This window comes from Mesorhizobium sp. WSM4832 (assembly GCF_055811115.1).
Genome location: NZ_JBVVQH010000003.1, coordinates 280,812 through 298,509, shown reverse-complemented (window position 1 = coordinate 298,509; position 17,698 = coordinate 280,812). Strand labels below are relative to the sequence as shown.

16 protein-coding genes are annotated in these 17,698 nt (G+C 62.7%); 9 read left to right on the top strand and 7 right to left on the bottom strand.

The window, feature by feature from the left end; translation table 11 throughout:
• Positions 1-441: 441 nt before the first annotated feature.
• On the top strand, positions 442-1,125 hold the full coding sequence (locus AC0L2L_RS06695) for a Crp/Fnr family transcriptional regulator (RefSeq protein WP_473577112.1): 684 nt from the start codon (positions 442-444) through the stop codon (positions 1,123-1,125).
• An 18-nt stretch (positions 1,126-1,143) separates the two neighbouring features.
• On the opposite strand, the gene AC0L2L_RS06690 is transcribed toward AC0L2L_RS06695, so the two are convergent.
• Both AC0L2L_RS06690 and AC0L2L_RS06685 read right to left on the bottom strand, forming a co-directional pair.
• On the bottom strand, positions 1,144-5,448 hold the full coding sequence (locus tag AC0L2L_RS06690; RefSeq protein WP_473577011.1) for a cytochrome P450: 4,305 nt from the start codon (positions 5,446-5,448) through the stop codon (positions 1,144-1,146).
• A 119-nt stretch (positions 5,449-5,567) separates the two neighbouring features.
• A complete protein-coding gene (locus tag AC0L2L_RS06685; protein ID WP_473577010.1) occupies positions 5,568-7,349 on the bottom strand; it encodes an adenylate/guanylate cyclase domain-containing protein in 1,782 nt (593 codons plus the stop codon).
• Between the two features lie 415 nt (positions 7,350-7,764).
• Between AC0L2L_RS06685 and AC0L2L_RS06680 the strand changes: the two genes are divergently transcribed.
• Both AC0L2L_RS06680 and AC0L2L_RS06675 read left to right on the top strand, forming a co-directional pair.
• Positions 7,765-8,022 carry a PepSY domain-containing protein gene (locus AC0L2L_RS06680; RefSeq protein WP_027169371.1) on the top strand — a complete coding sequence of 86 codons (258 nt, stop codon included), beginning with the start codon at positions 7,765-7,767 and terminating at the stop codon, positions 8,020-8,022.
• 121 nt (positions 8,023-8,143) lie between these two features.
• Entirely contained in the window at positions 8,144-8,626 is a 483-nt protein-coding gene (locus tag AC0L2L_RS06675) for a hypothetical protein (protein WP_473577009.1), read from the top strand.
• 35 nt (positions 8,627-8,661) lie between these two features.
• Here AC0L2L_RS06675 and AC0L2L_RS06670 read toward each other — a convergent pair whose 3' ends face one another.
• Both AC0L2L_RS06670 and AC0L2L_RS06665 read right to left on the bottom strand, forming a co-directional pair.
• Positions 8,662-10,557: a L,D-transpeptidase family protein gene (locus AC0L2L_RS06670; RefSeq protein WP_473577008.1), complete on the bottom strand. Its 1,896-nt coding sequence runs from the start codon at positions 10,555-10,557 to the stop codon at positions 8,662-8,664.
• A 217-nt stretch (positions 10,558-10,774) separates the two neighbouring features.
• Positions 10,775-11,521, bottom strand: coding sequence for a 3-oxoacyl-ACP reductase family protein (locus tag AC0L2L_RS06665; RefSeq protein ID WP_473577006.1), 747 nt, complete (start codon positions 11,519-11,521; stop codon positions 10,775-10,777).
• Between the two features lie 113 nt (positions 11,522-11,634).
• On the opposite strand from AC0L2L_RS06665, the gene AC0L2L_RS06660 reads away from it, so the two are divergent.
• From AC0L2L_RS06660 to plsY, 3 genes are all read left to right on the top strand, one after another.
• On the top strand, positions 11,635-12,246 hold the full coding sequence (locus AC0L2L_RS06660) for a TetR/AcrR family transcriptional regulator (RefSeq protein ID WP_473577005.1): 612 nt from the start codon (positions 11,635-11,637) through the stop codon (positions 12,244-12,246).
• A gap of 69 nt (positions 12,247-12,315) precedes the next feature.
• Complete coding sequence (locus tag AC0L2L_RS06655; protein ID WP_473577004.1) at positions 12,316-12,717, top strand: rhodanese-like domain-containing protein; 402 nt, start codon at positions 12,316-12,318, stop codon at positions 12,715-12,717.
• A gap of 36 nt (positions 12,718-12,753) precedes the next feature.
• On the top strand, positions 12,754-13,416 hold the full coding sequence (gene plsY / locus AC0L2L_RS06650) for a glycerol-3-phosphate 1-O-acyltransferase PlsY (RefSeq protein ID WP_473577003.1): 663 nt from the start codon (positions 12,754-12,756) through the stop codon (positions 13,414-13,416).
• A 3-nt stretch (positions 13,417-13,419) separates the two neighbouring features.
• Here the strand turns inward: plsY and AC0L2L_RS06645 are convergent, their stop codons facing one another.
• Entirely contained in the window at positions 13,420-14,328 is a 909-nt protein-coding gene (locus AC0L2L_RS06645) for an alpha/beta hydrolase (RefSeq protein ID WP_473577002.1), read from the bottom strand.
• A gap of 47 nt (positions 14,329-14,375) precedes the next feature.
• On the opposite strand from AC0L2L_RS06645, the gene AC0L2L_RS06640 reads away from it, so the two are divergent.
• Positions 14,376-14,828 (top strand): MarR family winged helix-turn-helix transcriptional regulator, encoded by a 453-nt coding sequence (locus AC0L2L_RS06640; RefSeq protein WP_473577001.1) that lies wholly within the window; start codon positions 14,376-14,378, stop codon positions 14,826-14,828.
• 12 nt (positions 14,829-14,840) lie between these two features.
• Here the strand turns inward: AC0L2L_RS06640 and AC0L2L_RS06635 are convergent, their stop codons facing one another.
• Together AC0L2L_RS06635 and AC0L2L_RS06630 are read right to left on the bottom strand one after the other, a co-directional pair.
• Positions 14,841-15,452: a pyridoxamine 5'-phosphate oxidase family protein gene (locus AC0L2L_RS06635; protein ID WP_473577000.1), complete on the bottom strand. Its 612-nt coding sequence runs from the start codon at positions 15,450-15,452 to the stop codon at positions 14,841-14,843.
• A gap of 93 nt (positions 15,453-15,545) precedes the next feature.
• A complete protein-coding gene (locus AC0L2L_RS06630; RefSeq protein ID WP_473576998.1) occupies positions 15,546-15,899 on the bottom strand; it encodes a gamma-butyrobetaine hydroxylase family protein in 354 nt (117 codons plus the stop codon).
• Between the two features lie 198 nt (positions 15,900-16,097).
• Here AC0L2L_RS06630 and moaA point away from each other — a divergent pair, with 198 nt between their 5' ends.
• Together moaA and AC0L2L_RS06620 are read left to right on the top strand one after the other, a co-directional pair.
• Positions 16,098-17,093 (top strand): GTP 3',8-cyclase MoaA, encoded by a 996-nt coding sequence (moaA, locus tag AC0L2L_RS06625; RefSeq protein ID WP_473576996.1) that lies wholly within the window; start codon positions 16,098-16,100, stop codon positions 17,091-17,093.
• A gap of 53 nt (positions 17,094-17,146) precedes the next feature.
• Positions 17,147-17,638, top strand: a complete 492-nt coding sequence (locus tag AC0L2L_RS06620) for a hypothetical protein (RefSeq protein WP_473576995.1) — start codon at positions 17,147-17,149, stop codon at positions 17,636-17,638.
• The last annotated feature ends 60 nt before the right edge of the window (positions 17,639-17,698 follow it).

Below are 17,698 nucleotides of genomic sequence, written 5' to 3'. Positions count from 1 at the left end.
AATATCAATCGCTCTGCCGGACCAGCATATCTGTGATCGCCTTCACATACGTCAAACTGGGTTCGCGCGCAGATATGGCAACGGCGGCATCAACGGCCTCAGCTGATCCACAGCGTCCGAAGACGGCTTCCGGATTGCAATGTATGCGGTTTCTCACGAAGGAATTTTATCACCTAGCCATTTTCAGATTTGCTGTCTGCGCGCTGGGTACCTCCCACCCAAGCGCGCGGACGGCGTTCTCGAAGGATCGGCTCGCAACCGCCAGTGCGCCCGGTCTCCTTACAGTTTGCCGGCTTATCCAATTTCGACGCGACAGGCGTGACATTCGAACTTCTGTCAGCCACCTGCCGAACTCGGTTAGCCACCACAGAAGGAGACGACACTTTGATCGAGCACGCACTTGTCATACAATTTCCGCTTAACGAGAGGCGGAATCGCATCATGATTGCAAACGGCGCGGACGACAGGAACCTGCCGCGCCTGGCGCGTATTGACCCGCGCCAGTTCGACCTGCTGTTCGGCGGCTGCAAGCTGGAGCGCTATGCCGCCGGCCAGCATTTGTTTGTCCAGGAGGACGCGTCCGACCGCATCTATGGCGTGATGAGCGGCACCGTCGAGATTTCCATCTATTCGCCGGGCGGGCAGAAGCTGGTGGCCAATATCGAGCTGTCGCGCAGCCTTGTCGGCGAGATCGGGGCGCTGGACGGGCGCCCGCGCACGGCAACCGCCATCTGCCTCACGGCATGCGAGCTGGTTTCGCTGAGCCGGACACAACTCTTTGACCGCATTGAGAAAAACCCGCTCCTTGCACGCGCGATGATCGAATTGCTGTGCACCCGGCTGCGCTGGGTCAGCGGCGAACTGGGCGACCAGGCCTTTTTCGGCATCGAGGCCCGGCTGGCGAAGCGGCTGGTGTTCCTGAGCGGCGTCATGGCCGACTCCGCCGGCTGGATTCCGATTTCACAATCGGAGCTAGGCGAGTTCCTCGGCGCAACCCGCGAATCGGTCAACAAGACGCTCAACGAATGGCGCAGCCGGCAGATGATCGCCATCAGGCGCGGCGGGCTGCGCGTCACCAACGCCGCCGCGCTGAACCAGCTCGCCGATTCGCAGGACGACGACTGAGCCACCGCGCGGCCCGGATCAGAGCCGCGAAATCAGGTAGCGCATCGAGGAGCGGCTCGGCATGAAGAAGTAGCCCCCGCCCTTCGTGGTGACGAATTGCGGGACCTCCTTAAGTACAGTGACCTTCTCCCACGAGGGGATGGTGAAGTGGCCGCAACCTTGGCGCGCGCCGATCATCGGGTCCTTCTCACCGACAAGGCCCTCGAACGACGTCGACGAGACCCAGGTCTGCTGAACGAATTCGTACTGACGCTCGATGTCGGCGTTGAGGCACATGAAGAGCATTCCCTTCTCGACCTTCCCGCCGCTGTCCTTCTTCTCATAGGTGCGGCCCACACGCAGCATGCGGTGTCGCTTGCCAATCTGGATCTGTGTTTCGCGATCCTCGCCAAGCGAATCGCGCGGATTGGACCGGCGAATATGCGCGCCGAGCGGACAGGCGTGGCCCTGAGGGTCCTCGGCGCCGAGCGCGAAGTCATTGTCGACGGCACGTCCCGGATGATCGGGATTGCGCACCAGCGAACTGCCGTTCTGCCAGCGGCCGAGCATCTTGGCGGCAACCCACTCTCGTGTGATGGCATCGTTGCCGGTTTCGCTCGCCGCCCGTGCGGCGGCCTCTTCGCAATATTTGTTGAAGAGGCCGACATGCTGTTCGAACTGGCGCACGACAAGAAACGAGCCGTTGCGGCCGAAGTCCCGCGGCGGCGGAGGCAGGCCGGGAATCAGCCGGCTGCGGCGCACCTGCGACAAGATCCTGTTCTGATCGCGTGAAGCGCTCACCGAAGGCGAGGCCGGATAGAAGCCATGCTCGTCGCGATAGCCGAACAGGAACTCGCCGGGCTCGACCAGATGCATGGGCGCGGCAGCCTTGCTGGCGCGCGCCGTCCCCCGCACGATCGGCTGCGATATACCGTCGACAAATCCGAAATGCTCATAAGCCGGCGGGCGCCCTTGCCTGCCGTTGTGCTTGGCGGCCTCGGCTGCCTTTGCTTCGGGTTCGGCCGGTTCGCGCTTCACAATGAGCGGCAGTTCGGCGGCGATGTTCATCCCGGCCTCTGCCGTCATTTTCTTCACGGCGGCGACGTCGCTCTTCAGGATGGCTTGCGTCTTTGCATAGCACACGACAACTGCGTCGACCGGCTTGCGCTGCGAGCCCCACTCCCAGTTGTCGGATCCGTCGCTGCCCATGTCGTCCAGGATTCGCCTACGCTCGGGATTGCCCATGCCGTGGCGGAAGGCGATAGGGAACGTATCCAGCGGATTGTCATCAATGCCCTCGTCGAGCCCCAGCTGCCGCAAACCACCAGGGCCGAAAGCCACTGTCATGGCTCGTTTGACCGGCTTGCCATCGCCGAAACTGGTCTGTTCGATGACGAAGGTCAGCCAAGCCTTGCGTTTGGCTCGAGGAAGGGTTTCCGGCACTTGGATAGCCATCATATGGCCATAGCCAAGCGGGCCGAACGGACCGAAGAAGATGGACTGGATCTCGCCGGTTTCCAGTTGCTGTTCGAGAGGCGGCGGAAAGGCTGAACTGACATTGGCCAGCAGCGAGGTGGTCTTTTGAACCGTGGTTCTTTCCGTCATCGTGCGCGGCAGCGAACCGAACAGGCTCAACCAATCGCGCGCCTCGTTGCCGGTTGCGGAAGCGATGCCGCGCCTGATGCGCGAATTGGTCCGGATGCGAACGGTGTTGAGGTCGCGATAGGCCGAATACCAGAAGAGTGTCGGCACCTGCTGGCGCCGCGCCCAGCGCTTGAAGCGGTCGCCGTCACGCGCGCCATCGAGAAACAGCCAGCGCGTGCGCGGATAGCCCACGGCGTTGCTCCACACGCCAGTCAGCCCCGCAGATGCCTTGGCGATGAAATCCTCCAGGTAGCTTTCCCAGCTCCCGCCATAGTTGGAGAAGAACATCAGCTTGTTGGTGCCGGGCAGCAGTACCCAACGGGCGAAATGGATGGTGTTGATTGTGTTGAGAAAGCCCGGCCTAAACACTTTTTGCGCCGAGATCGAGATCAGGTAAAAAGAGAGCCTGAGCGCCAGCCGCCTCAAGATGCCGGGCTTCATCGTCGAAATCGCGGTCAGATTGTTTTGCGCCCCGTGGTCCTCCCTAGCGAGAATCTCCTTCAGCACGGATATCTGGATCGAGTTAGTCTCCGGCCGGTCACTGTCTTCGAGGCGTCGCAACGCCCAGAAGCAGAGCCCCAGCAGCAAACCTACGGACGACAGAATGCCAAGCGCGCTCAAAATCAGCGAGGCGCCGACGATAAAAATGGTGCGGAAGGTCCACCAGGGCGGGTCACTGAACACCGTCACATAGGTCAGCCAGGTGAAAAAGAGCCAGACCGCCAACACACTCACAAACACGGCCGGCGTGAACAGCGTCGAGGTGAAGGCATACCGCCACTTGCCCGGCGGTTTCTCGAGCAGGCTTTCGGCCGGCTCGAATGCCCAGGCGAATCTTCCCAGCGAACGGACGTGCTCGCGGGCTTCGGCGAGCACCGCCGGAGCGTTGCCGGTACCTTTTCGGGGCCGTTCGACGATACCGCGCACAGCTTCGGCAAGCTCATGCTCGGCGCGGATGCGGCGCACCGAATGTCCCGGCGTACCTGAGAAAACCAGCCCGGCAGTGCTGCCAAAGGACGGCGATATCTCGATGTGGCGCTTCTTCAGGAAGTCCTCCAGCGCGCGGCCATCCGGCAGGCCGCAGACATCCCTGAAGATTGGCTGCAACCGGTGACCGATGGCTTGCACGATGGCCGCAATGACGTCGTCAGCGCTGCCATCACCGGATATTTCGAACACCAGCGCTCCCGTCTCGTTACCCGATTTCTCATCCTTGTCGGTAGCGACGACAGCCAGGCTGGTAAAATGGATGGTGCCAACCTTGTCGAGCGCCTCGCGGAGCTCGCCAATGCACGGATTGCCGAGGCCGGCGACCGTGTGGCGCACGGCATCGAGTGGCACTGTGCGGGTGATCGGACAGACCACCGTAACCATGGACTGACCAACTGTGCGGCAAAGCGGCGACGGTTCGAAATCGACCTTGAGATTTGCCGGATAGGCGCCGACATCGACCATCTTGCCGGCCCTGCCTCGAGCGCGGGCAAGCTTCGGTTTGCTGAACAGGGCGCGAATGCATTCGCCGATCTGGATACGGGCGATCTCGGCGCCGATGCACAGGTGGATGCCGTGGCCGAAAACCATGTAGTCGCGATGCGGACGAGAGATATCGAACTCGTTCGGCCGCTGCACGATCTCGGGATCGAACATGGCTGAAAGCGTCGCCGGCATCACCACCGTTCCGGCCTTGACCAGGCGCTCGCGGCGGGTGCCCTTGCCGATGACCGCGTCGCGCCTGGTGTAGCGCCAGGGCCCGATCCAGATCGGCTTGAAGCGCATGGCTTCCATGATCGCCCGGTCGAGCTTGCCGGTATCGCTGGCAGCGACAGCCTCATCCACGGCCTGCCGCGCATCGGTTCGCGACAGGATCAAGTCCAGGCAATTGCTGCCGGCAAGCACATTGGTCGGCACAAAGCCGGCGATCATGCCGAGCATGATGGAATGAATGTCCGGCAGCGACAGGCGCCCCTGGTCCATCAAAGCGACAAGGCGGGCCAGCGGCCGGTCGTCCTTGCCTGCCCTTTCCCTGGCCGCGGCGATCGAGCGGTCTATGACCTTGATCAGGCGATCGCCGGCGACCACGGCAAGCTGGCGCGTCGCGGGATTTGCCGTCGGATCGGAAAAGAACAGCGCGCTGAGCGCGATCGACCAGTCGGCGAACTCGCTTTCGTCATCGATCTCGAGGCCGAAATAATCGCGGCAGATGCGCACCGGCACGATCTTCATCAATCCGGCGATCGCATCGAAGCCGGGGCTGGCGCGGGTCATGATATCGCGCGAATGGCGCTCCGCGATCGGCCTGACGGCGGCTTCGACTTCCGCCGGCGGGAAGGCGCTCAGAACCGCCGATTTCATCTGCCGGTACGCGGCGCCGTCCTGCATGCCGAGAATGAAATTCGAGCCCCGGGCCAATTCGGCCATTTCCGGCCCGTAGGGCGTCTCGAACTCGTCGCCGCGCTCCAATATGTCGCGAACATCCGCGCCCTTGGTGACGAGCAGGAAATTGCCGAAGCCGAAATTCGGCCAGAAACGGCGCAGCAGCGCCAGCAGCCAGCGCGTATCTCCGAGAAGAAAGCCGGCGATGCGGGAAGCAATGCCACCCTTGGAACGCAGCCGACCGATGTCGAACGGCGGCATCTCTCCAACCGGACGCTGGCTCTTCTGGGCGGCCCGGACAGCGGCGAAGTACTTCAATGTGATCATGCGCGTTCAAGCCCCCCGGCTGTCCACGTCAGTGCGATGCCGGCATCTTACTGGCCTAGGTTTGCATCGGTCCGGCGTATGTGAATTCGTTCACAGTCATATGTTGTCGGTCCCGGCGATCATGCGGCTGACTTGGCCAGGTCGAAATTGGCGATCAGAACATTGTTCTTGGTCGGGTCGACGAACGGTATCCAGCGTATCCGCTGTTCGGAAAAGTCGGGATGCCTAGTCATGAAAATGGCGAGCTCCCGCGCCGCCTCGTCGCGCCTGCCGCTTCTCATCAAGGCGCCGATCTTCAGGAACCTGGCGTAAAAGTAACCTGGCGACAGGTTGAGCGAACGCTCGGCGGTGGCGATTGCGGCCGGCCAGTCCTCGACGAAGCAATAGGCGGCGGCCAGTTCCCCAAGGTTGTGGAAGCGGTAGAGGTCGAACGGGCTCAACCGTTCGGTATCGAGGAAGAACGATATCGCGCTGGTCGCGTCGCCGAGCAGCAGATGCGCGCTGCCCATGGCTGAGCGGGCGAAGGCGAAGCTCGGATTGATGTGGATCGCCTCGGCGAGGTGCTCGGCCGCCAATGCCGGAAGGCCGCGCATGATGTCGGCCGCGCCGAGATAGGCATGCGGGCGCGCATCGAGGCTGTCCATCAGAAGCGCCTTGCGTGCAAGCGTCTCGACTTTCTCCAGGTCGTCGCTGTCGCCGAAACGCAGCCAGGCCCGCCAGAAGTACCACCAGGCGAGCTCGTTCAGCACGGCGCTTGAATTCGGATCGTCGCGGTAGCCCTTGTCGAAGAAATCGAGGGCGATTTCGGTGTCGCGGCGCGTGCGCCTGTTCATGTGCCAGCGGCCGCGTCGGACCAGTTGCCACGTCTCCAGGCTTTCCCACGGCACCTGGAACGTGCGCGCCTGCTCGGCGCGGTCGACCTCCTTGTCGAGGATGGAAACGATCTCGCTGCCGATCTGGTCGCGCAGGCTGAAGATGTCAACGAGGTCGCGGTCGAAGCGCTGCGACCAGACCAGGCGTCCGTTCGACGTGTCGGTCAGCGACGTGTTGAGACGGATCTGCCTGTCGGAGCGCGCCAACGTGCCGCTGACGATATAGCGCGCGCCAAGCGCGTTGCCGATGAGCCTTGTGCCCAGGCTGTCGTCGCGAAACTGGAAGCTGGACCCCTTGGCGATGACCGAGAGCCAGCGCGTGTTGGAAAGACCGTAGATGATGTCCTCGGCAATACCGTCCGCCATATAGCCGACGTCGGGTTCGCTGCCATTGCTCTGGAACGGCAGCACTGCGATTGCCGGGGGCCCCTTTGGGGCGGGCCTGTAATGGCCGGGCGCGGTGGGGATAGAAGCAAAGGATGCCGCCCCGGCGGGCCCGTTGCTGCCGCGGCCGGCGATCAGGACCTGCACCGGCAGGGCGATGTTCTTCAGGCTGAACTCGCCGAGATCGGTGAAGACCGCCGCTGTCTTGTCCTTCACATGGTGCCATGTCGTCGCCGAGATGGCGACGCCGTCATGCGGTGCGAACTCCTGAAGCCGGGCGGCGATGTTGACGTCGTCGCCGTAAAGACGGCCTTCACGGACAATGACATCACCGGTGTTGATCCCGGCGCGAAACGGCATGCGCATGTTTTCGGCGACCGAGGCATTCAGCGCCACGATCCGGGCCTGGAAATCGAAGGCCGCCCGCAAGGCTTCGATCGGATTGCCGAATTCGGCCATGATGCTGTCGCCGGCATCGCCGAAGGTGCGTCCGCCAAATGCGCCGCAACTGCCGGCGATGATGTCGCGCCTCTCCTCGAAGGCAGCGACAGCCAACTCGTCGTCGATACCCATCAACCGAGAGAATCCAACTGCGTCGATTGAAATGATTGTCGCAAGCTGACGGGTATAATTCCGTTCAGCCATGATTGAGCCCCCAGTCCCGCTGCACTCCTGAACGGGCGACCTGCGCTCAAAAAAACGCGTCGCCGTCTGCCGACGGAAATCCTCGGCAGGCCCGGCGCACCGTTGCCACCCTGTTATGTCCGGAATTCTATCAGGGTCTTGCTGAAAGCTCTACCACGAACAGCTAATATGACGAACTCGGCGTCCGGCGCATGGTTAGTCATTCGTTACATCGAGGGACACATTCGTACCACGCTGCTACCCTTTGAAATCACATACTCTTTCGTTTTCGGAAACACTGAATTTCTTGCTGTCCGGTGAAGTTCGGCCGCATCGGGGTGAGCGCATTGAGAGGCGTTTTTTTACGCTGCGGAACCAATCCGCCCGCATACGAGTTTCTCACCGCGTCCATGCCAACGAGATTTGAGGGGCTCTCATGCGCACTGTTCTTCTGGCAACCGGTATCGTGGTCTTCCTTGCCGGCGGAGCGGCCTTCGCGGCAGACGACCAGCCACTGCCGCCGCAAAACGCCAAGAAACTGTCGGAGATCATCGCCAAGGTCGAGCAGCGCAAGGACTTCCGCTATGTGAAGGAGGTCGATTGGGATAGCGACGGCTATACCGTCACCTACTACACGACGGACAAGGCCAAGGTCGAAATCACCTACGATCCTGTGACCGGCGAGCCCAAATAGGCCGCGCGCGGCCTGACGACCCGCACAGCCCAGGGGCGCACCCCTGCGCCTCTGCCCTTGCATCGTCACAACTTTGGTGGCTGACTGCCCGCCATGATTGCGGGCGCGGGGGTGCATGGCAATGATTGGCTACGTCCTGAAGCGTATCCTGATGGTGCTTGTCGGCTATCTGGTCGCGGTGCTTGTAGGGTTGATCGCAGTGGCGGTGATCTACGCGATATTGAGCGCGCTGCCCAATGCGCCGGGTTACTTCGATCTCATGGCAATCACGCCCGTCGCCGTGCTTGCGGTGCCGCCGCTCGGCATGTTCGTCTACTTCCTGACGATCATCTTGACAGGGATGCAGACGCTGATCTTCGCCCTGATCGCCGAGTTCTTTTCGCTGCGAAGCTTTTGGCTGCACATGCTGTTCGGCACTGCTGCGGCGGCCGCCGGTTTCATGCTGATCTGGCCCGACGCCGCCGACGATCCGGAACGCTGGGCCGATATGGGCATCATCGCCGGCGCCGGCCTCGTGGCCGGCCTGGTCTATTGGCTGATCGCCGGGCGCGGCGCCGGCTTCCGCCGGCCGCTACGCGCTTTAGGCTCGGCGGCTTCGCCGTAGCCTTCCGTCCGCAATTGCTTGAAAGCAAACAGCGCTCAGCTTGACGGCGTGCGCACCGCTTCGGTCGCGTCGAGCGCCTGCATCAGCTTGGTATCGCGGTCATAGACGTCGTCGAAATATTCGACCTTGCCGGACATGTCCGGCCAGGCGGTGAAATAGGCGACATAGACCGGGATGACACGCGTGACATTCTCGGTCGAATGCCCGTGCTTCAGCTTCTCGGCGATATCGTCGACAGAGGTGCCGAGCACCGCCGCGGCCATGCCGCGCGGATCCTGCAGCCGGACGCAGCCATGGCTGAGCGCGCGCATGTCGCGCGCGAAGAACGACTTCTGCGGCGTGTCATGCATGTAGATGGCATGCTTGTTGGGGAAAAGTATCTTCAATTCGCCCAGCGCATTGGCCTCGCTCGGCTGCTGGCGCACGCTGAACGGGATGTTGGAGCCATAGGCGCCCCAATTGACCGCCGAGGACGGGACGCGCTTGCCGCGCGAATCCGTCACCTCGTAGCCGGCGCGGTCGAGATAGCCTGGATCGCCGCGCAGCCTCGGCAGCATCTCGTTGACGATGATCGACTGCGGCACGCCCCAATAAGGATGGAAATCGACCTGCTTGATCTGGTTGTAGAAGAAGGCGGTCTGGTTGGCGACCCGGCCGATGACCGCGCGGGTCTTCAGCTTCTCCTCGCCATCGTCGATATAGCTGGCGGTAAAGGCCGGCTGATTGATGAAAACGCGCGGACTGCCGAGATCCGACGGCAGCCAGCGCAACTCCTCGAGCGCGACCTTGACCTTCTCGATCTTGTCGGCCTTCGACGCACCGGCCAGTAAAGCCACGGTGCGCGGGCCGATGACGCCGTCGCCCTTCATGCCTTCCCGTTGCTGCACTGCCTTAATCACCGGCACCAGTTCGGGATCGTAGAGCTCGCTCTTGCCCAGCCTGGCGAGGATCTCACCATAGCTGCCGCCCATCTCGTCATCGAGATTGCGGGAGATAAGCGTCAACAGCTTTGGCAATTCAGGGCTGCTCTCGCCGGGCTTCAGCAGCAGCTTCGGATCGACGACGATCTCGTTTTCCTCGCTCGCCTCGAGCGCTTCCAGCTCAACGCGCAGCGCCTGATACTCGGGATTCTGCGGATGCCGCGATTCGAGATAAGTGCGCACTTCCTGGGTATGCGCCAGCGTCTTGAGCGCGCCTTCCAGGTCGAACGGCTTGGCCGGAAAATCGTAGTAGGCGGTCATGCGGTTGGGCTCGACGCGGCCGCTTTGCGCATCCTGCGCATAGCGCAGCACGCGCGCCGACAGCGCCATTTCGAAGCGGACCAACTCCTTGGTGCGCTCTTGGGGAGTGACCGCGGTCGCAGCCGCCGGGACCTCGACATTGTAGTCGGCCGGTGTCAGCCCGTAGCTTGCCGCTTCGCCCAACACCCGCACCGCATCCTGCGCCCTGCTGTTGGGGACGTTGTCGCTCACCCAGATGAAATCCGGATTGGCCGAATAATAGGCGATCAGCGCCTTGGCAACGTCAGGCTCGGCAAAGAGTTCGTAATCGGTGAGGTCTGCCAGCGCGTCGCGAAAAGCGCCATTGCCGGTTACGGACGGCACATAGGCCGCGTCCTGGGCCGCGGCCGCGACGGGTTGAGGCGCCCGCAGCAGCGACTTGAAGTCGACACGAACAAGCTTGTCGGCCCGGTAGGTGTTGTAGGTCGGGCTGCTGATCCTGACGCTGCCACCATCCTCTCCGGCAGACGCGCCTGGCCGTATCTTGCGTGGCTTCGGCGGCGGCGGAAATTCGCCTTGCGGGTTGTGCCGGATGCCGCCTCCGAACAGCATGTCGAACAGCCCTTGCGCGCTGGCCGGCTGCTGCCCCAAGGCAAGAGTGGCCGCGATCGCGATCGGCATGACAGCCTTTTTGTTCCCGAGGATTTTCATGCTTCACCCGCACCGGTTGTGACCGGTTCCCGTTCCGCGCCGCTGGACGGTCCCGCCTTCCGCATGGCGGATGTATGACGTGACTATACCGATTCATACCGATTTCGTTAAGCTTCCATAAATTTTCGAAGCCGTGTTGCAGAACAGTTTCACATCATTGTGAGACCCGGGCAGCAATTTGCTCCGGGCCTCACGCGCTCGCCAGCGTTGAAAACAATCAGGCGTTGGCGCCGCCGTCTATCGTCAACGAGGCTCCCGTGACGAAGCGGCCTTCCGGGCTCGCCAGCCAGGCTACCATCCCCGCGATCTCCTCGGCCTCGCCGAAGCGCGGTGTCGCCATCTTGCGGCGCTGGTGCTCGGCATGCGGCCCGTTGGCCGGGTTCATGTCGGTGTCGGTGGAACCTGGATGGACGATGTTGGCGGTGATGCCGCGCGGGCCGAGATCGCGCGCCAGGGCTTTCGTCAATCCGACCAGCGCCGCCTTGCTGGTCGAATACGCGCTGAGACCCGGATCCGTCACGCGCTCAGCCAGGTTGCTGCCGATCGAGATGATCCTGCCGCCATCCGCCATATGCCGGGCCGCGGCCTTCGAAGCGACGAAAGGCGCCCGCAAATTGACCTCCATGCTCTCGTCGAAATCGGCGAGCGACAAGGCATCGATCGGCGCCGCGCGCCAGATGCCGGCGCTGTTGACCAGGATGTCGAGCCGTCCGAAAGCATCCATCGCCCCGTCGACGGCGCTCTCGATCGCCTGGGCATCGCGACCGTCGGCCTTGATGGCGATGGCACGCCCGCCGGCCGCCTCGATCTCATCGACGACGATGCGCGCCTGCTCCTCGCCATTCACATAGGTCAGGGCGACGCTCGCGCCGTCACGCGCCAGTCTTTTTGCGATAGCCGCGCCGATACCGCGGCTGCCGCCGGTCACGAATGCGGCCTTGCCGCGCAATTGCCTGGAAGACATCGGTTTTCTCCTTTATGTAACGATCGATACATAAATCCCTGCCAAGCTTGCCGGGTGCCGTCAAGTGAATTATGTATCGATCAACACAGAAAGGATGCCAACTGAAGGACACCATGTCGGAGAGAGGCCGCCCGCGAAGCTTTGATCGAGCGTCCGCCCTGCATCGGGCAATGGAGGTTTTCTGGGCAAAGGGTTATGAAGGCGCGTCGCTCAGCGACTTGACCGCGGCCATGGGCATCAATTCGCCCAGCCTCTACGCCGCCTTCGGCAGCAAGGAGGCGCTTTTCCTCGAAGCGACCGACCTCTACACGCGCAGCGAGGGCACTGGTATCTGGTCGACGCTGGAAGAAGCCCCGACCGCGCGGCTTGCGATCGAGGGATTTTTGGCCCAGACGGCCAAGGCCTATTCACAAGCCGACCGGCCGCAAGGTTGTCTCATCGCACTTGGAGCCCTGCATCAGGACTCGACCCAGGGGCTGATCTGCCAGGATTTGCGCCGTCGCCGCGCCGAAAATCAGACAGCGCTCGAAAGGCGTCTGGAGCGCGCCGTGGCCGAAGGCGAATTGCCCGTGGATTTCGATTGCCGGACCGCGGCCACTTTTTTCGCCACCGTACAGCATGGCATGTCGATCCAGGCGCGTGACGGCGCAACGTATGCCGCCCTCATGGCGACCGTTGCCGGCGCCATGGCGGCCTGGGCGACGATGGCCGGCGTCCACGCCTGACCCCGTGACAAACGCAAGGCTTTGTGATCGAAATTTCAGCGGCCGCAGCAGTGGCCAGGAGGATTTGCCGTGAAGAAAGGTTATCGCCAGCTTCTCGACGAGGCGAATGCCGAGATCGAGGTCGTGTCGCCGGAGGAGGCAGCCGGGCTGCTGGAGCATGACGACACGATCTTCGTGGACCTGCGCGATCCTCGAGAGGTCGAGCGTGACGGCAAGATCCCCGGCGCCAGGCACGTGACGCGCGGCATGCTGGAATTCTGGATCGATCCCGAAAGCCCCTACCACAAGCCGTTCTTCGCCTCGGGCAAGACCTTCGTCTTCTTCTGCGCCGGGGGCTGGCGCTCGGCGCTCGCCACCAAGACGGCGCAGGACATGGGCCTCACGCCGGTCAAGCACATCCTTGGCGGCTACACCGCCTGGAAGGCGGCCGGCCTGCCCGTCGAGCCCGGGCAGAAGAAAAAGGCCGACTGATCACGGTTTTCCGCAACGTGGAATCGATCGACGTCAATGGTTTTCTGGATAGCGAGTGCGGTTGGATTGGCGATCGCGTACCTCCTCGGCTCCACGCCTACCGGCTATCTGGCCGGCAAACTGCTCAAGGGCATCGACATAAGGGAGCACGGCTCCAAATCCACCGGCGCTACGAACGTGCTCAGAACCTTGGGCAAATGGCCCGCGCTGGCGGTGCTGGTGGTCGATGTGCTGAAAGGCGTGGCTGCGATCGTCTTTGCCCGCTGGTTTTATCCCTGGTGCTGCACGCTATCGTCCGCCGCAACGCCGACGGCGCTTGACCTGCAAACCTTGGCGCCTTGGGCCGTTTGCCTTTCCGGACTGGCGGTCTTGCTGGGGCATGGCCGGTCGATCTGGCTGAATTTTACAGGCGGAAAATCCGCAGCGACGGGCCTGGGTGTGCTGCTGGCGATGTCATGGCCGGTAGGGTTGGGCGCCGCGACGACATTTGTCGTCACGCTCGCTCTTTTCCGGATTGTTTCGCTCAGCTCGATGCTGGCGGCGCTGACGGCGGTCGCGCTTGTCTGCGGGCTGGAGCAACCGTTGCCCTATCGGTTGCTGGTTATCGCGGGCAGCCTCTACGTGATTGTGCGCCATCGCGCCAACATCCAGCGACTGCTGGCCGGAACAGAGCCGCGCCTTGGCCGCAGCCTAGGATAGCACCTAGTGCAGGATCGATTCCCGCTGCCCGGTCACGAAACCGACCGCGCGTGCAACGACGTCCCTGTCGGCGAGGATACGGCGATGGCCGAGCCCATCGGCCCAGTGCAGGTGGACATGCTCGCCAGCGCCCGCATAACGCTTGGCATGGTCGGCGTGAACCTCGCGATCGTCCGGCGCATGGATGATCAGTGTCGGCACGGGCGCTGCCGCCAGCTGGCGATCGCCGGTGAATTCGCTGAGCGGCCGGCCCGAAAGGTGTTTCACCCGATCCGCCATGGCGACGCGGGAGCGCGGCCCGACATTCATCATGCGACTGAAGTCGTCGAAGATTGCCGGCAGCGAGCTCGGCGCCGCGATCAGCACCAGCTTTTGCGCTGCCAGCGGCGGCATGCCCTTGACCGATGCCGCGACGGCATTGGCGGCAATCGCGCCGCCGAAGGAGTGGCCGACGACGGCAGCAAACGGACCGAACCATTCGCCGGCGACGCGCGCCGCGTCCACGGCATTCACCATGTTGAGATGGCGGCCGAGCGAATGGCCATGCCCGGGCAGGTCGAGCGAGACGACCTTGTAGCCGGCGCCACGAAAACCTTCGATCAGGGTGCGCATATACTCGGTGCGCGAGCGCCAGCCATGGATGACGAGCACCGTGCCGCGCGGCTCCCTGCCCGGCTCCGGCCGGAATTCATGCACGGCGACGCAATCTCTCTTCGTCTTGAGCCTGTGATGGCGCGCCTCGGCCATGAAAGCTGAGGCACGTTCGACGGCACGGCGTTCGCCATCGCTCAAGGCCTTGGCGTTCGGCGTGCGGCAAAACAATTCGAAGGCGGCGCGGCCGCTGAGGCGCGGCGCAACATGCTCAGCCGCGCCAAAAACGCCCCGGATGACCTTCATTCCAAATGATGCCATATTGGCAGTCCATCCATTCGTTCAAGCATGAACATAATAGTTCAAACATGAACATTAAGCAAGAGCTGCCCTGGGACAACCCGCGCTTCCGCAACTGGGTCGCGGTGGCGCGCGCCTGCCATGCGCTGGAGCGCACGCTGGCGGTGAAGCTTGCCCCGCTCGACCTCAAGCCGGCACAGCTCGACGTGCTGATGAACCTCTACCGGCACCCCGGCATGTCGCAACACGACCTTGCCCGCAAGCTCTTGGTCGGCCGCTCCAACATCACGATGCTGTTGCCGCAGCTCGAAGCGCGCGGCCTGCTGCGCCGCGAGAGCGACGAGAAGGACAAGCGCGTGCTGCGGCTCAACCTCACCGAGGCGGGCGAGGCTCTGCTGATGAAAGCGCTGAAAGTGCACATGGCGCTGATCGAGAAGGCGATGAGCCAGTCGACGCCGGAACAATGCGACATGATCGGCGAGCAGATGCGCAAGATCGCCGACGTGTTGAAAGAAGCCTGAGCCAGGCCTCCATTACCACATGGTTTTCTTCGCCCGCTCCGGCCATTCCTTGTCATAGGTCTCGGCGTCGATGTTCCTGCGGCTGGTGACCTCGAGGATCTGGCCGGGCGTCGGCAGCGACTTTGGGTCGACATGCCTGGCCGGGCTCCAGAGATCGGAGCGGACGATGGCGCGGGCGCATTGGAAATAGACCGTGTCGACATCGATAACGGTGACCGAGCGCGCCGGCTTGCCGTCGACCATGAAGGAGGCGCAAAGCTCGGCATCGGTGGTGATACGGGCGCGGCCGTTGACGCGCAGCGTGGTGCCCGAGCCAGGCACAAGAAAGAGCAGCCCGACGCGCGGATCGCGGATGATGTTCTTCAGCGAATCGGCGCGATTGTTGCCGCGCCGGTCGGGCATCATCAGCGTTTTCTCATCGACGATCCGCACGAAGCCGCCGAGATCGCCGCGCGGCGAGCAGTCGAGACCTTCCGGTCCGCTCGTCGCCAGGGCGACAAAGGGCGAGGCCTCGATGAAAGCGGCATATTCTGGAATCACATGGTCGAGTTCCTTGACGACCGAGGCTTCGCCCGGCAGCCCATAGAGGGCTTCGAGCTGCTCGACGGATGTGATGAGCGACATTTTTTCGCCTCCTGACTTTTTGCCGGCGCTACTCGATATCCATGACGCTTTAACGACAGCCGGCCGACGAGATTGAAACTTCCTGGAACCAGGCTAACGGTCGCGGCTCAGCCCCTTCTCGTGGAGTTCCGCGAGATAGGCGTTCCAGCGCTCGTCTTTTTCGTGGCCGAGCGTATGCAGATAGTTCCAGGTGAAGATGCCGGTGTCGTGGAGATCGTCGAAGGTGATGCGCACCGCGTAGTTGCCGACCGGCTCGATCTTGAGGATCCCGACATTGCGCTTGCCGGGCACCGTCACCCGCTGCTCCGGCGAATGGCCCTGCACCTCGGCCGATGGCGAGGCCACGCGCAGGAACTCGGCCGGCAGCTCGAACGGCTGGTGACCCGGAAAGGTTACGGTCAGCAGCTTGCGGTCCTTCGAGACCCTGAGTTCCTTTGGCGCGGTCATGACTGGTCCTGTCTGGGGTTGCGCCCTTCCCTACGCCGCTTCGCACGATCCGAAAAGATGATTAGGAAGCAGCCGACATTGAATGTCGGTCGGGGAATGTTACCAAAGATCAAGACCTTCTATCTTGAATGCGCGGTTGGATCGTATCACATAGCCATATATAACGACGTCGTTCAGGCCACGGGAAACGCTTTGCAAATGGACATGATCGACCCCTTCGGTCGCACGATCAGCTATCTGCGCGTGTCGGTTACCGACCGCTGCGATTTCCGCTGTACCTATTGCATGGCCGAGGACATGACCTTCTTGCCCAAGAAGGATCTGCTGTCGCTCGAGGAGCTCGACCGGCTCTGCACCGTTTTCATCGAAAAAGGCGTGAAGAAGCTGCGGCTGACCGGCGGCGAGCCGCTGGTGCGCAAGAACATCATGCATCTGGTGCGCCAGCTGTCGCGCCATCTCGAAAGTGGCGCGCTTGAGGAGCTGACGCTGACCACCAACGGCTCGCAGCTATCGCGCTTCGCCGCCGAGCTCGCCGACTGCGGCGTCAAGCGCATCAATGTCTCGCTCGACACGCTCGATGCCGAAAAATTCCACCAGATCACGCGCTGGGGCAATCTCGGCAAGGTGATGGAAGGGATCGATGCCGCGCAGAAGGCCGGGCTGAAGATCAAGCTCAATGCGGTTGCGCTGCGCGACTTCAACGATGCCGAAATCCCTGAGCTGATTCGCTGGGCGCATGGCCGCGGCATGGACCTCACCCTCATCGAGACGATGCCGATGGGCGAGATCGACGCCGACCGCACCGACCAGTATCTGCCGCTGTCGCTGCTGCGTGCCTCCCTGGAGCGCCAGTTCACGCTTTCCGACATCTCCTACAAGACCGGCGGCCCTGCCCGCTATGTCCACGTCGCGGAGACCGGCGGCCGGCTCGGCTTCATCACGCCGATGACGCATAATTTCTGCGAAAGCTGCAACCGTGTCCGGCTGACCTGCACCGGCACGCTCTATATGTGCCTAGGCCAGGAGGACGCGGCCGACCTCCGGGCGCCGTTGCGTGCGTCCGAAGGCAACGAACTGGTCGGCGAGGCGATCGACGAGGCGATCGGCCGCAAGCCCAAGGGCCATGATTTCATCATCGACCGCCGCACCAGCCGCCCCGCGGTGTCGCGGCATATGAGCGTCACCGGCGGCTGATTTTTTCTCTGTGTTGATGCATGATCGGCCCTGGTCAAAACCTGGGGGGCACGATGCTACGTCTTCGCTCTATCGCTGCGTCATTGGCGATCGCTTTGTCCTTGTCGGTGATCGCCACGACAGCCGCAATTGCCAAGCCGTTCACTTACGTGAACGCCCGCTTTGGCCAGTCGTGCACCTTCCCTGACGAGATTTTCAACAACCCGATGCCCGAGCCGGAAAATGGCGACGGACAGCAATGGCTTAGCGCCGATGGCGCCAGCCTGACCTGTTCCGGCATCTACAATGTCGACAATGACACCCCGCAGGGTTTCGTCGCCGCAGAGAAAGCAAGCACCGAGCCGAGCTACAAGGTCACCTACAGCAAGACGGGCAAGAACTGGGCAGTGCTTTCCGGCACCAAGGACGGCAAGATCTTCTACGAACGGCGCCTTTTCGGAAAGGACGACGTCATCCGCACCGTCTGGATCGAATATCCCGCCGCGCTGAAGACGAAATACGATGCGCTAGCCGGGGCCATCGCCAAGAGCCTGCGCGGCCCTTGAGGCAGCCCTGGCTACACTGAAAATAAAGCGCTCGCGCCACCTTCCGTCCGATTTACCGCC